Here is a 13805-nt window from a genome sequence, read left to right as displayed (position 1 = left end):
CGGCGGTGGCAGGATGGGCGCATGAGCGACGCGACGTCGGGCACGGAGCCCGAGACCACCGGCCTCGACGACACCGCGCAGGCGGAGAAGATCCTGCGGTTCTGGGAGACCGCGCGGGTGCGGGTCAACCGGAACACGGTCGGCGGGGTCATCGGGGAGACGACGGCGACGACGGTCGCGCCGCAGGCCTGGTCGTTCGGCGACTCGCCCGAGCTCGCCGACGAGCTGCTCCAGCTCGTCCTCGACGGCACAAAGACGGCGACGGCGGAGCTCGTGTCCGAGTTCGAGCGCGCGGGCGAGCCGGTCCCTGCGAAGGGCGACCTGTCGATCGTGCTCGACGGCGCGGGGGACCCGCGCCTGCTCATCCGCACGACGCGCGTCGACGTCGTGCCGTTCGCCGAGGTGACCGCCGAGCACGCGCACCTCGAGGGCGAGGACGACCGCACGCTCGAGACGTGGCGCGAGGGCCACGAGCGGTACTGGCGGCGTCAGCTCGAGGCGGTCGGCGACGAGTTCGACCCGTCCATGCCGGTCGTCTGCGAGCGCTTCGAGGTCCTGTACGGCGCCTGACGGCGCTGTCGGTGGCGGGCGCTAGCGTCGGGCGGGACGAGAGGAGACGGCGATGGCGCTGCGCTGGTACTCGACCGTGGTGGAGTCGACCGACCACCGGAGGCTGGCCCGCTGGTGGGCCGAGGCGCTCGGCTGGCAGGTGATCTTCGAGCTCGACTCCGAGAGCGTCGTGGTGCCGCCGTGGGCCATGGAGCTCTCCGAGAGGCTCGACTTCCACCAGGTGCCGCCCGGCATGGTCTTCGTGCCGGTCGAGCACGAGAAGACGATGAAGAACCGCCTGCACTGGGACTTCGCCCCGCACACGAGCGACGACCGAGACGCGGAGATCGCCCGGCTCGTCGGCATGGGCGCCACGGTCGTCGACGTGGGCCAGCCCGACGACGCGACGTGGACCGTGCTCGCCGACCCGGACGGCAACGAGTTCTGCGTCCTGTCGGCGCGCGAGCGGTGACCGGTTCGCGGTGCCGCAGGTCAGCCGCCGTCGTGACCGAGTGATGAGACACCTGTCCCGCATCCTGGCGTCCGCGGCGTAGGCTCGGCCCATGACGCGGAGCATCGATCTGGCAGTGGTGGCAGGCGACGGCATCGGTACCGAGGTGGTCGAGCAGGGGCTCGCCGTGCTCGAGTCGGCGGTGGCCGGCTCCGACGTCAAGATCTCCACGACCGAGTTCGACCTGGGCGCGCGCCGCTGGCACGCGACGGGGGAGACCCTGACCGACGAGGACCTGGGCCGGATCAAGGAGCACGACGCGATCCTGCTCGGCGCGATCGGCGACCCGAGCGTCCCGTCGGGCGTGCTCGAGCGCGGGCTCCTGCTCAAGCTGCGGTTCTCGCTCGACCACTACGTGAACCTGCGCCCCGCCAAGCTCTACGAGGGCGTCACGAGTCCGCTCGCGAACCCGGGCGAGGTCGACTTCGTCGTCGTGCGCGAGGGCACCGAGGGCCCGTACGTGGGCAACGGCGGCTCGCTGCGCACCGGCACGCCCCACGAGATCGCGACCGAGGTGTCGATCAACACGGCGTTCGGCGTCGAGCGCGTCGTGCGCGACGCCTTCGCCCGCGCGCAGGCGCGCCCCCGCAAGCACCTCACGCTCGTGCACAAGCACAACGTCCTCGTCCACGCCGGCCACCTGTGGCGCCGCACGGTCGAGGCCGTGAACGCCGAGTTCCCCGACGTGACGACCGACTACCTGCACGTCGACGCCGCGACGATCTTCCTCACGACCAACCCGTCGCGCTTCGACGTCATCGTCACGGACAACCTGTTCGGCGACATCCTCACCGACCAGGCGGCGGCCATCACCGGCGGCATCGGCCTGGCGGCGTCGGCCAACATCAACCCCGACCGCACCGCGCCGTCCATGTTCGAGCCGGTGCACGGCTCGGCGCCCGACATCGCGGGCCAGGGCAAGGCCGACCCCACCGCGACCGTGCTGTCGGTCGCGCTCCTGCTCGACCACCTCGGCCTGACCGAGGAGGCCCGGCGCGTCGAGACCGCCGTCGCCGCCGACCTCGCCGAGCGCGGCGGCCGAGTACGCTCGACGGCCGAGGTCGGGCGCGAGCTCGCCGCCCGCGTCGCCGGCTGAGGGGTCCGCACCGCAGCGCGCTCCCCGCCGGCAGCGACCCGGCCGTCCGCCCCAGCACCGTCCGATCCACCAGGACCGCTGCAGGCGTAGGCCGCGTCGTTCGAGGCGTGGAACACTACAGGGGTCCGCACCTGAAAGGGCCCCGCCACCATGACCAGCAGCACCACCAGCAGCAGCAGCTCGATCCTCCGCAGCGAGCTCGAAGACCTCGTCGCGCTGTTCGAGGTCACCTCCACGGACACGCCCACGCCCGACGCCGAGCGCGAGGCCGCGCTCGAGCACCCGAAGTTCGGCACCGTCTTCACCGACCACATGGCGCGCATCTCGTGGCGCCAGGCCGACGGGTGGGTCAACCGGCGCATCGAGAAGTACGGCCCGCTGCAGCTCGACCCGGCCACCGCCGTCCTGCACTACGCGCAGGAGATCTTCGAGGGCATGAAGGCGTACAAGCACGCCGACGGCTCGGTGTGGACCTTCCGACCGGAGGAGAACGCCGCCCGCTTCGCCCGCTCCGCGCACCGCCTCGCGCTGCCCGCCCTGAGCGTCGACGACTTCATCGGCTCCATCACGGCGCTCGTCCGGACCGACCTGGCATGGGTGCCGGGCGGCGAGGACTCGAGCCTCTACCTGCGCCCCTTCATGTTCGCGTCCGAGCCGTTCCTCGGCGTGCGACCGGCCGCCGAGGTCGAGTACCTCGTCATCGCCTCGCCCGTCGGCCCGTACTTCGCGGGCGGCGTGCGGCCCGTGTCGATCTGGGTGTCCGAGGACTACCACCGCGCCGGACCCGGCGGCACCGGCGCCGCCAAGTGCGGCGGCAACTACGCCGCGAGCCTGCTGCCGCAGGTCGAGGCGCAGCAGCACGGCTGCGACCAGGTGTGCTTCCTCGACTCGACGACGAACTCCTACCTCGAGGAGCTCGGTGGCATGAACGTCTTCGTCGTCATGGCCGACGGCTCCGTGCACACGCCCGAGCTCACCGGCTCGATCCTCGAGGGCGTCACGCGCTCGTCCATCCTGCGCCTGGTCGCCGACCAGGGCCGCGAGGTCGTCGAGCGCCGCATCCCGCTCGCCGAGCTCGTCGCCGGCCTCGGCGACGGCAGCGTGCGCGAGGTGTTCGCGTGCGGCACCGCCGCCGTCGTGACGCCGATCGGCCGCCTCGCGGGCGGGACGTTCGACTCGAAGGTGGCCGACGGCGAGCCGGGCGAGCTGACGATGGCGATCCGCACCGAGCTCACCGACATCCAGTACGGGCGCGCGGCCGACCGTCACGGCTGGATGCGTCGCCTGGCGTGACGTCCGCGGCCCGCGGGGAGCGATGAGCCTGACGGTCACGCACGCCGAGCTCAACCGGACCACGCTGGCCCGGCAGCGGCTGCTCGCGCGCTCGCACGACGACGTCGAGGTCGTCGTGCGGGCCGTGGGCGGCCTGCAGGCCCAGCACGCGGACATGCCGTACGTCGCACTGCACGCGCGGCGCGCGGACCAGACGATCGCCGACCTCGAGGGCGCGCTCACCGACCGCACCCTGGTCAAGGCGGCGGTCATGCGCTCGACGCTGCACCTCGTCCCGTCGGTCGACTGGCCGCTGCTCGACGCCGTCTCGGCCGAGCAGCGGCTCGCGGCGTAGCTCCCGAGTGCCCGCCGCGCCGGGATCGACCTGACCGAGCTCAACGCGGCGGTGCGGGCGTACTGCGCCGAGCCGCGCACGGTCGACGAGGTCGAGGCGTTCGCCGCCGACCGGCACCCGGGGGTCGACGCCGCGGCCGCGATCCCGGGCGGCGTGAGCCGCGCGTGGTGGCGTCTGGCCTCGGCCGCCGGAGGGCTCGTGCACGTGCCGCCGAGCGGCCGGTGGGGCTCGCACGGTGCGCCGCGGTACGTCGACGGGCGCGTGTGGTTCGCCGAGGTCCTGCCGCTGCCGGTCGAGGTGCCCGAGCCGGACGAGGCCCGGGCCCGGGCGGTCGAGCGCTACCTGCGGGCGTTCGGGCCGGCGACGGCCGCCGACGTCGCGCGCGGGCTCGGCGTGCGCGGCGCGACGCCGCTCAAGCGCGCGATGGCCCGCCTCGACCTGCGCGTGCTCGTGGACCCGGACGGCCGCGAGCTGCTCGACGTCGCCGACGGCGAGACGGTCGACGGCGACGCGCCGGCGCCCGTGCGCCTGCTCCCGCGCTGGGAGCACCTCCTGGTGGCCCACCAGGAGCGGGGACGGCTGCTCGACGACGAGGCCGCCGCAGCCGTGTACCGGCGCAACGGCGACGTGCTGCCGACGTTCTGGGTCGACGGCCGGGTCGCGGGGACCTGGTCGTCACCTGGCGGGCGGCGGCAGCGGACGCACGATCGTCCGGCTGAGCACCCCGGTCAGCATCGACCACACGGCGAGGCCGAGGACGATCCACACGAGCGCGGTCAGCACCGCCGGCAGGACGTCGGGGTCGCCCGTGAACGGCAGGACCGCCAGGATCACCGCCGTGAGCCCGACGAGCCAGCCGAAGAACATGCTGGGCCGCGGCGTCGCGACGACGAGGAGCTGCAGCACGACGGCGGCGAGCAGCGCGAACAGCGCGCCCGCACCCGCCCACGAGGCGCTCGTGCCGGCGTCGAACAGGTCGGGCGGCGACAGCAGCTCGAGGTCGAAGACCTGCTCGATGATCACGGACGCGGCGAAGCCGATGAGGGCGCACACGAGCACGGTCGCGGCGGCGCCGGCCCAGAAGCGGCCCGCGTTGAGCCGCAGGTTCTCGCCCGGCGCCGGGACGGGGGCGTCCCAGGCGTCGGCGGGCTCGCCCGTCGGGACCGTGCCCGGGCGCTGCTCGTACGCCGGCGACGGGACGACGATCGGCCGCGTGTCGTACGCGGGCGGCGGGACCGCCGGGGGGTACGCGGGGTCCTGAGGCGGGACGGCGCCACGGTCGTGCTCGGGGTCGGGCTGTCCGTAGGGACGCCGGGTGTCGCTCATGACGCGCCTCCTGCAGTCGGTGTCATCCTCCAGCCGACCACAGAACCCCGCCGTACGCAGGGCAAACGCTCGTCACCGCGGCGTGCTCGCCCCCTCCCGCAGGCCCTGGAGCTCGAGCACGAGGTCCTTGACCCCCGCGGCGGGCACCTGCCGCCCGTCGGCCTCGACGAACGGCGCGACCGACGCCGGCACGCGCGCGTCGGAGCACAGCACGAGCGGCGTGTCCGCGGACGACGTGGGCAGGCGGCCGTGCGTGCCGCGCACGTACGACGCGTCGAGCGGGACGGTGCTCATCGCGTAGCGCAGGCCGAGCTTCTTGCGCACCAGGTTGAGCCCCGCCTTCGCCTTGGCGAGCGGGTCGGCCGGGTCGAAGAAGAGCTCGGCCGGGTCGTAGCCCGGCTTGCGGTGGATGTCGACGCCGCGTGCGTACTCGGGCGCCCGCGCGTCGTCGAGCCAGAAGTAGTACGTGAACCACGCGCCCGGGTCGGCGACGACGACGAGCTCGCCCGACCGCTCGTGGTCCAGCCCGTAGCGGGCCTGCGCCTGGCGGTCGAGCACCTCGTCGACGCCCGGGACGCCCCGGAGCAGGTCGGCGACGCGCGGCACGTCCGCGTCGTCGGTGACGTAGACGTGCGCGACCTGGTGGTCGGCGACCGCGAAGGCGCGCGACGTCCACGGGTCGAGCTGCTCGCGGCCGTCCTGCACGTACACCTCGAGCAGGCCCTCGCGCCGCAGGATGCGGTTGAGGTGCACGGGCCGGTTCGCCTCGGCGATGCCGTACTCCGAGACCACGACGACCGTGACGCCGTCGGCCTCGGCCTGGTCGAGCAGCGGCGCCATCGCGGCGTCGAGCTCGGCGGCCGCGGCGTCGGCCTGCGGCGAGTCCGGGCCGAAGCGCTGCAGGTCGTAGTCGAGGTGCGGCAGGTAGGCCATCGTGAGGTCCGACGCGCGGGTGCGCAGCAGGTGCCGCGTCGCGTCGACGATCCACCGGGTCGAGGTGATCGACGCCGTCGGGCCCCAGTAGGTGAACAGCGGGAAGTCGCCGAACCGGTCCGTCAGCTCGTCGTGGAGGGCCGGCGGGCGCACGTACGCGTCGGGCGACTTGCGCCCGTCGGCGTGGTAGATCGGGCGCGGCGTGACGGTCACGTCGGTCGTCATGCCCATCGCGTACCACCAGCACACGTTGGCCGCCGAGTACTCCGGGTCGGCGCGGCGCGCGGCCTCCCACAGCTTCTCGCCCGCGACGAGCCGGTTGTGCTGGCGCCACAGGTAGACGTCGCCCAGCTCGCGGAAGTACCAGCCGTTGCCGACGATGCCGTGCTCGGCGGGGGACAGGCCGGTGAGCATGGTCGACTGCACGCTGCACGTCACGGCGGGCAGCACGGTCGCGAGCTCGGAGGACCACCCGCCCGCGGCGAGGCGTCGCAGGCGGGGCATGTGCGCCAGCGCCTTGGCGGTCAGCCCGACGACGTCGAGCAGCAGGACGGGCTTCATACGGCGCTCCTCTCGGGGCGACCGGCCGCGGCCGGCGCCGGGTCCAGCAGGTGCTCGGCGGCCCACCGCACCTCGGCGGCGATGCCCGCGGCGAGCTCGTCGTCGCCGCCCGGCAGGACGTCGGGCGGCAGCACGGACCAGGTGTAGGTCTCGACGTCGAGGTGCACGGCGTCGCCGTGCGGTGCGGCCGCGACGGCGGCCACCGCCTCGCGCAGGACGTCGGTCGTCGAGCCGAGCGGGGCCGCCGGCTCGTGGTGCAGCGGCACGTGGAAGTGCACGCGCCAGGGACCCTCGCCGGGCAGGGCGCCGGCGAGGGCGGGCGGGAGGTCGTCCACGCCGCGCACGGTGCCGTCGGGCCCGAGCTCGCGCGTCTGGTGCAGGTACCGCTGCTCGGCGAACCGCCCGACGGCGGCACGCGCCGCGGGGTCGGACGGGTCGGCGACGTGCAGCGCGGCCGACGCCTGGACCTTGACCACGCGCAGGCCCGCGTCGGTGATGCGGCGCACCGCACCCGCCGGGTCGGCGAACGACACCGCGAGGTGGCAGGTGTCGAGGCACACCCCGACGTGCTCGGGGTCGATCCGCACGTCGTCGGGCCGGTCGGCGGCGGTGCGCGGCGCGAGCCACGCGACGACGTCGTCCACGGTGTCGAGCACGCAGCCGGGCTCGGGCTCGACGGCGACGCGCACGACCCGCCCGGTCCGCGCCGCGAGGTCCCGCAGCTCGGCCGACAGCCGCGCGAACGCGCGCGTCGCCTCGTCGTCGTCGGCGGCCGTCCACGGGGCGCGCCACGCGAGCGGGAGCGTCGAGATCGAGCCGTCGACGCCGTCGGGCAGGAGGTCCGCGAGCACGCGCGCGCACGCGAGCACGTAGCTCAGGCGCGCCCGTTCGGCCCACGTGGGGGAGTACACCGCGAGCTTGACCACGTCGTCGTGGAACCCGCCGTACGGGAACGCGTTGAGCGTGTGCACGACGAGCCGGTGCTCGGCGAGCACGGCGCGCAGGCGCTCGCGGTCGGCCGCGGAGCGGTCGAGGCGGTGCGCGAGCGCGGCGGGCAGCCACAGCCCGACGCCGAGCTCGTCGAGGCCCGACGCCGCGCGCACGGGCGCGGCGTAGCGCTCGAGCTGCGCGACGACGCCGTCGAGGTCCTCGGCGGGGTGGACGTTGGTGCAGTACGAGAGAAGCACGTGCGCGGCCCCCGGTCAGACCCGCGCGCCGCGCAGGACGGACGAGCCCTCGAACTCGGCGGGAGCGGGCACCTCCCCGGGCACGAAGCCCGGGACCGGGTCGAGGACGAGGTTGCCCGACTGCCCGTAGAACTCGACAGGGTTGCGCCACAGCACGCGGTCGACGTCGTCCTCGGTGAAGCCCGCCTCGAGCATCGCGCGGGCGGTCTTCACGGTCTTCAGCGGGTCCGAGCGGCCCCAGTCCGCGGCGGAGTTCACGATCATGCGCTCGAGCCCGTGCTCCTGGAGGAGGGCGACCATGCGGTGCTCGTCCATCTTGGTGTCGGGGTAGATCGAGAAGCCCGCCCACGCGCCCGCGTCGAGCACGAGGGCCACGTTGGTCTCGTTGAGGTGGTCGACGAGCACGTGGCCCGCCGGCAGCCCCGACTCGCGCACGACGTCGAGCGTGCGGCGCGTCCCGGCGAGCTTGTCGCGGTGCGGCGTGTGCACGAGCACGGGCAGCTCGGCCTCGCGGGCCATCTGCAGCTGGGCGGCGAAGACCTCGTCCTCGGCGGGGGTCATCGAGTCGTAGCCGACCTCGCCGACGGCCACGACGCCGTCCTTGAGCAGGTAGCGCGGGATCTCGGCGAGCACCTCGCGGCAGCGCGGGTCGTTCGCCTCCTTCGGGTTGAGCGCGATCGTCGCGTGGTGCCGGATGCCGAACTGCGCGGCCCTGAACCTCTCCCAGCCGAGCAGCGAGTCGAAGTAGTCGAGGAACGAGCCGACGCTCGTGCGCGGCTGCCCGAGCCAGAAGGCCGGCTCGACGACGGCCCGAACGCCCGCGGCGTACAGGGCCTCGTAGTCGTCGGTCGTCCGGCTCGTCATGTGGATGTGCGGGTCGAGGATGCGCATGCTCACTCCTTCGTGCTCGTGGCGGGGACCAGGCGGTCGACGTCGGCCGGGACGGGCCGGCCTGCCGCGCGGCGCTCGGCCGCGAAGTCGGCGGCCATGCGCGCGAGCTCGTCGTCGGTGCGTGCCTCGAGGTCGGCGACCGCGTCGAGGCTCACGCCCATGAACACGAGCTTGAGGACCGCGTGGCGCCAGGTGTGCTGGTCGAGGTGGTGGCTGCCGAACGGGCCCACCGCGGCGGCCACGAGCGACGGGTCGTTCGTCCGCAGGGCGTCCTCGGCGAGCTCGACGCCGGTGCTGACGAGCGGTGCGACGTCGTCCGCAGGCGTGCCGTCGTCCGTCGCGGCGCGCCGCTCGAGCGCGTCGAGGCCGCGCAGGACGCCGCGCCGCTCGGCGGCGTCACCGTGCCGGTAGAGCTCCGCGAGGCGGGTGGCGGCCCCGGCCGCGCCGGCGGCGTCGACGACCGCGACGACGAGCTCGGCGCGCGCGGCGTCGTCGACCGTGCCGTGCACCACGCCCGTGGGGTCGGCGTCGGGCCGGAGCGGCCCGCGCCCGACCTTGCGCCCGGCGAGCGCGAAGGCGCGCGCGAGCGTGTCGGGGTCGCGCGCGACGTCGGCGCGGGCGTCGTCGAGCCAGGTGGATGTCATGGGTGGACCTCCTCGGGTTCGGCCTGAGGGACGGCGGAGCCGACGACGTCGGCCCACGCCGCGCGCAGGGCGTCGATGCTCGCGCGGGCGAGGTTCGGGGCGTCGTGCGAGTGGCGGGGCAGCTCGACGGCGGCGACGCCGGTGTAGCCGACGTCCGCGAGGGTCGCGAGCGTCAGCCGCAGATCGAGGTCGCCCTCGCCGAACGGGCGGTGCTCGTGGTGCGTGCGCGGCATGTCGTCGAGCTGGACGTTGGTGAGCAGCGGGGCGGCCGCCTCGAGGGCGCCCGTCACGCCGTCGGGCTCGACGACGAGGCAGTGCCCGACGTCGACGGTCACGCCGAGGCCGTCCGGGTCGCCGAGCTGCGCGTGCAGGCGCAGCGCGTCGGCGACGGTCTCGACGAGCATCCCGGGCTCGGGCTCGAGCGACAGGCGCACGCCCCGGTCGCGCGCGTGGCCCAGGAGCCGTGGGAGCCGGTCGCGCAGGCGCGCCCAGCCCTCGGCCGGGGCGTCGTGCGCCGGGAGGATCCCGGAGAAGAAGCTCACGCACGTCGCCCCGAGCGCCGCCGCGACGTCGACCGCGCGCTCGAGGTAGCGCAGCCGCAGCTCGGCCTCGGCGTCCACGAGCGTCGGGCGGTGCTTGGTCCACGGGTCGAGCAGGAAGCGCGTGCCCGTCTCGACGACGACGGCCGCGCCCGAGCCGCCGCGCATGCGGGCGAGCCGGTCGCCGGCGGCAGCGACCTCGGCGTCCGCGCTCGCCGAGAACGGGTCGAGGTGCGGGAAGCCGAGCGTGAGGGCGACGGCGTCGTAGCCGAGCGCGTCGAGGACGTCGAGCGCGGCGGGCAGCGGGTGGTCGCCGAAGCCGTTGGTGCCGTAGCCGAGCAGGAACGGGGGTGCGCCGGGGTCGCTCACGTGATGCTCACCCCCGCCCGGGCACGGCTGCGGCGCCGCAGGAGCTGGCCGGCGGCCGCCGCCGCGGCCAGGACGGCGGTCGAGGCGAGACGCCCGCCCCGCAGGGTCCATGCCGCCTGCAGCGGGACCATGGCACGGATGCCCGCGCCGGTCGCGGCGCGCGCGGCGCCGGCCGAGGGGTCCTGGGCGGCACGCGCCTGCGCCGGCAGGCACGAGGCCGCGTAGGCCGCCGCGGCGGCGACCGCGCCGACGCGGCTCGCCGCCGAGCCCGTGCCGCCGCGGGCCACGGCGGCGGCGGCGCTCAGGGCGGTGACCGCGACCGTGCCGGCCGCGACCGTGCCGGCGACTGCTGTCGTCGTGCCGTGCACCTCGCCGCGCGAGAGCGCGGTGACGCCGAGGGTGTGGGCCGCGAGCGCGCCCGCGGCGGGCAGGGCCGGGCGCAGGCCGGTGGGGGCCGCGCCGAGCAGGACGTCGAGCCCGCGGCACGCGGCCATGACCACCGGGCCCACGGGGCGGTCCTTGGCCACGAGGTCGTAGGTCCAGACGCACGCGGCCAGCGGCAGCGCGACGGCGAGCGAGCGGCGACCGCCCGCCACGCCCGCGATCGTGACGCCCGCCGCGGTGAGCCCGGCACCGACGGCGAGCGCCTGGCCCGGCGTCACGCGCCCGGACGGCAGGGGCCGCTCGGGCCGCTCGACGGCGTCGAGGTCGCGGTCCGCGTAGTCGTTGAGCGCCATGCCGCCGAGGTAGAGGCACGCCGACGCCGCGGGCAGCAGCGCCCGGCGCGCCGGGACGCGGGTCCCCGGGGGCGCCGACGCCATGCCGGCGAGGGTGTCGCCGAGCACGGTCAGCGCCGCGGGGGCGCGGACGAGCTCGGCGACGTCGCGGGGGGTCACGCCCCGGCCCGGGGCGCGCCGGGGGTCTCGCGGGCGGCGAGACGGTCCGCGACGTCCCGGGCCCAGGCCTGCAGCTCGGCCGCCTGCGCGGCGGCGTCGTGCGTGTCGGACGCCCACGGGTCCTTGAAGAAGAACCCGAGCTCGGGCACCGGGCCGGCGACGCCGGCCGCGTGCGCGAGCGCGAGCAGGCGGGCGAGGTCGAGCACGAGCGGGGCGGCGAGCATCGAGTCGTACGCGCTCCACGTGGTCTGCAGCGTCAGGCGGGAGCCGAGGAAGCCCTCGACGTGCACGTGGTCCCACGCGACCTTGATGTCGCCGAGATCCGGCACGTTGTCGATGTGCAGCGGCGTGGTGTCGGAGCCGGTGAGGTCGCGCAGGCCGCGCGACTTCGTCGCGAGCTTGCTCCGCACGTTCTCCGGGTCGGCGAGCGTGGCGCCGTCGCCGCCGCCGAGCAGGTTCGTGCCGGCCCACGACAGCACGCGCAGGCCGCGCGCGGCGAAGGCCGGGGCGAGCACCGTGCGCAGCCAGGTCTGGCCGGTCTTGCCGTCCTGGCCGGCGACGGGGACGCCCGCCTCGGCCGCGAGGCGCGTGAGCGCCGGGATGGCCATGCCGGCCGACGGCGTGAACGCGGCGTACGGGGCGCCCGCGAGCACGGCCGCGTACGCGGTGACCGACGACGGCGGCAGGACCGTCCGGGCCGGGTCGGCGAGCGCCGCGCGCAGCGCGTCCACGTCGTCGTGCTCGGGCAGCGGCTCGACGGGCGGCTCGGTCGAGGCGAGGTCGACGACGACGACGCGCGCGAGCCGGTGCCGCTCGCGGAAGGCGACGACGTCGGCGGCGAGCCGCTCGGCGGCCTGCTGCTGGGAGCCCTGGTGCTCGCGCGGGTCGTACCCGGTCCGCACCTCGGCGTCGGCGGACTCGAGCGCGGGGCGCGCCGCCGCGAGGAAGCGCGGCGCGATCATGCCGGCCTCGACGAGCGCCTCGGCGCGCTTGACCATGGGGCACGGCGAGACGTCGTGCCCGCCGACGACGAGGTCGGCGAACGCGGGCAGGGGGACGCCGTCGAACGCGGGCTGCGCGGTCACGCAGCCCGTCGGGGCGGCGTCGCCGTGCGCCAGCGCCGCGAGGCCGAGCGTCGCGGTCGTCGCGACGGAGCCGCGCGCTCCCACGAGCCACAGGCCCGTGCGCCCGCCCGGCCCGGCGGCGGGCTCGGGGACGCCGGAGGTCGGCGTGAGGTCGTCAGCAGCGTGGTGGTGCATCGTCGCTCCCAGGTCGTCGGCGCGCGCGGGGACGCGTCGGTACCGAGAGGCGGCTGCGGTGCCGCCCTGGGCGTCACGCTAGCGACACTTTTGCCGATTATCAATCAAAAGACTTGATGCAAACGGCGGAAACCCCGGATTGGAGCGCCGAAGTCGCTGCCCCGGGCATGCATGCCGATCGTAGCGTCACATCATCCCGAGGCGGCCGAGTGCGTCCCGCGCGACGAGGAAGCCGACGACGCCCACGATCCAGGCGGTCGCGCTCGCCGCGTTCCTCGTGAGCCACGCGTCGATCCGGCGCAGCGGGCGCTCCACGAGCCGAGAGGCGACGACGCGCCCGGCGGTGAGCACGAGCGCCGGCAGCACCATGACGACGCAGTACGCGACGAGCAGGCCGGCCGCCTCGGGCCGGCCGAGGCCCGCCGTGGACACGAGCCCGATCGCCGCGAGGTAGGGCAGCATCGTCGCGACCTCGGCGAGCCCCATCGTCAGCGCCAGGCCGGCCAGGGCCGGCGCCGACCCGCGCTCGGTCCCGACGGCCCGCTCGCGCCAGCGTCGCAGCCGGCCCGGCGTCTCGCCCGCTGCCGCACGCTCGCGGGCCTTCTTCGAGTCGAGCGTGAAGCTGAACGCGAAGAGCCCCGCGCCGACGGCGAGCTGGGCGACGGCGAACCCGCGCGTCGACAGCACGTCGCCGAACCGGGCGAGGAACGCGTCCGCGCCGAGCGCACCGCCATGGCCCGCGACCTGCACGACGTCATCGCGTCCCACCTGTCCGCCATCGCGATCACCTCGGGCGCGGCGCTCGCGGCACCGCCCGACGCCGGACGCGACCGGGACGCGCTCACTCGCGTGCGCGAGGCGAGCCTCGCCTCGCTCGCCGAGATGCGCTCGATGATCCGGGTGCTGCGCGCCGACGAGCCGGGCGACGACGGCGTGGGGCTCGCGGCCACCCCGCGGCTCGCGGCGCTCGACGACCTCGTCGCCTGGGCGCGCGACGCCGGCCTCGACGTCACGGTCCACGAGGACGGGGTGCTCGGGTCCGCGCGGGCCGGCGAGCTGCCGGCCGCTGTCGACCAGGCCGCCTACCGGATCGCGCGCGAGGCGCTGACCAACGCGCTCAAGCACGGAGGGACCGGCGGAGCGGGCGCACGCGGCGCGGCCGGTGCACCCGGCGCGCCCGACGGGGCGTCGAGCACCCTGCCGGACGGGCTCACGCGCCGCGAGGTCGACGTGCTCGCGGCGCTCGGCCGCGGGCTGTCGAACCAGGCCATCGCGCAGGAGCTCGTGATCACCGAGGCGACGGCCAAGACGCACGTGTCCCGCGTGCTCGCCAAACTCGGCGTGACCTCGCGCGTGCAGGCGGCCATCGTCGCGCGCGAGGCCGGCGTCGTCTGAGCCGCCCTCCCGGGGCGGGGCC

Annotated in this window: 14 protein-coding genes and 1 pseudogene; 6 read left to right on the top strand and 9 right to left on the bottom strand. The window is 75.6% G+C overall.

Going from position 1 to position 13805, the window contains the following annotated elements:
- Positions 1–21: 21 nt before the first annotated feature.
- The 5 genes and pseudogenes from ISOVA_RS10960 to ISOVA_RS16135 all read left to right on the top strand — a co-directional run.
- Positions 22–570, top strand: a complete 549-nt coding sequence (locus ISOVA_RS10960) for an ASCH domain-containing protein (protein WP_013839292.1) — start codon at positions 22–24, stop codon at positions 568–570.
- Positions 571–622: 52 nt separating this feature from the next.
- Complete coding sequence (locus ISOVA_RS10955) at positions 623–1021, top strand: VOC family protein (protein WP_013839291.1); 399 nt, start codon at positions 623–625, stop codon at positions 1019–1021.
- 91 nt (positions 1022–1112) lie between these two features.
- Complete coding sequence (locus ISOVA_RS10950; RefSeq protein ID WP_013839290.1) at positions 1113–2156, top strand: 3-isopropylmalate dehydrogenase; 1044 nt, start codon at positions 1113–1115, stop codon at positions 2154–2156.
- Positions 2157–2306: 150 nt separating this feature from the next.
- On the top strand, positions 2307–3449 hold the full coding sequence (locus ISOVA_RS10945; RefSeq protein WP_013839289.1) for a branched-chain amino acid aminotransferase: 1143 nt from the start codon (positions 2307–2309) through the stop codon (positions 3447–3449).
- Positions 3450–3471: 22 nt separating this feature from the next.
- Positions 3472–4422: pseudogene (locus ISOVA_RS16135) on the top strand (DNA glycosylase AlkZ-like family protein); the annotation flags it as partial.
- Between the two features lie 36 nt (positions 4423–4458).
- On the opposite strand, the gene ISOVA_RS10935 reads toward ISOVA_RS16135, so the two are convergent.
- From ISOVA_RS10935 to ISOVA_RS10900, 9 genes are all read right to left on the bottom strand, one after another.
- Positions 4459–5109, bottom strand: coding sequence for a hypothetical protein (locus tag ISOVA_RS10935; RefSeq protein ID WP_013839288.1), 651 nt, complete (start codon positions 5107–5109; stop codon positions 4459–4461).
- Positions 5110–5181: 72 nt separating this feature from the next.
- The gene (locus ISOVA_RS10930; RefSeq protein WP_013839287.1) at positions 5182–6603 is read right to left on the bottom strand and encodes an alkaline phosphatase family protein; all 1422 of its coding nucleotides are present in this window, start codon (positions 6601–6603) and stop codon (positions 5182–5184) included.
- Complete coding sequence (gene eboE / locus ISOVA_RS10925; RefSeq protein ID WP_013839286.1) at positions 6600–7790, bottom strand: metabolite traffic protein EboE; 1191 nt, start codon at positions 7788–7790, stop codon at positions 6600–6602. The genes ISOVA_RS10930 and eboE overlap by 4 nt, the downstream gene beginning before the upstream one ends.
- Before the next feature lie 15 nt (positions 7791–7805).
- Positions 7806–8681, bottom strand: a complete 876-nt coding sequence (locus ISOVA_RS10920; protein ID WP_013839285.1) for a TatD family hydrolase — start codon at positions 8679–8681, stop codon at positions 7806–7808.
- Positions 8682–8683: 2 nt separating this feature from the next.
- Complete coding sequence (locus tag ISOVA_RS16990) at positions 8684–9325, bottom strand: EboA domain-containing protein (protein ID WP_013839284.1); 642 nt, start codon at positions 9323–9325, stop codon at positions 8684–8686.
- Positions 9322–10233, bottom strand: a complete 912-nt coding sequence (locus tag ISOVA_RS16985; RefSeq protein WP_013839283.1) for a sugar phosphate isomerase/epimerase family protein — start codon at positions 10231–10233, stop codon at positions 9322–9324. The genes ISOVA_RS16990 and ISOVA_RS16985 overlap by 4 nt, the downstream gene beginning before the upstream one ends.
- Positions 10230–11129, bottom strand: a complete 900-nt coding sequence (locus tag ISOVA_RS10910; protein ID WP_013839282.1) for an SCO3242 family prenyltransferase — start codon at positions 11127–11129, stop codon at positions 10230–10232. Before ISOVA_RS10910 ends, ISOVA_RS16985 begins: the two co-directional genes overlap by 4 nt.
- Positions 11126–12388: an inositol-3-phosphate synthase gene (locus ISOVA_RS10905; protein WP_013839281.1), complete on the bottom strand. Its 1263-nt coding sequence runs from the start codon at positions 12386–12388 to the stop codon at positions 11126–11128. Before ISOVA_RS10905 ends, ISOVA_RS10910 begins: the two co-directional genes overlap by 4 nt.
- Before the next feature lie 186 nt (positions 12389–12574).
- Positions 12575–13156: a GAP family protein gene (locus ISOVA_RS10900; protein ID WP_081474859.1), complete on the bottom strand. Its 582-nt coding sequence runs from the start codon at positions 13154–13156 to the stop codon at positions 12575–12577.
- On the opposite strand from ISOVA_RS10900, the gene ISOVA_RS15585 reads away from it, so the two are divergent.
- Positions 13121–13783, top strand: a complete 663-nt coding sequence (locus ISOVA_RS15585) for a helix-turn-helix transcriptional regulator (RefSeq protein WP_013839280.1) — start codon at positions 13121–13123, stop codon at positions 13781–13783. The two genes, ISOVA_RS10900 and ISOVA_RS15585, sit on opposite strands and share 36 nt — an antisense overlap.
- The last annotated feature ends 22 nt before the right edge of the window (positions 13784–13805 follow it).

Source organism: Isoptericola variabilis 225, assembly GCF_000215105.1.
GTDB lineage: Bacteria > Actinomycetota > Actinomycetes > Actinomycetales > Cellulomonadaceae > Isoptericola > Isoptericola variabilis_A.
Note: the sequence above shows the minus strand (reverse complement) of the source record. Positions and strands in the feature narration are given on the sequence as shown.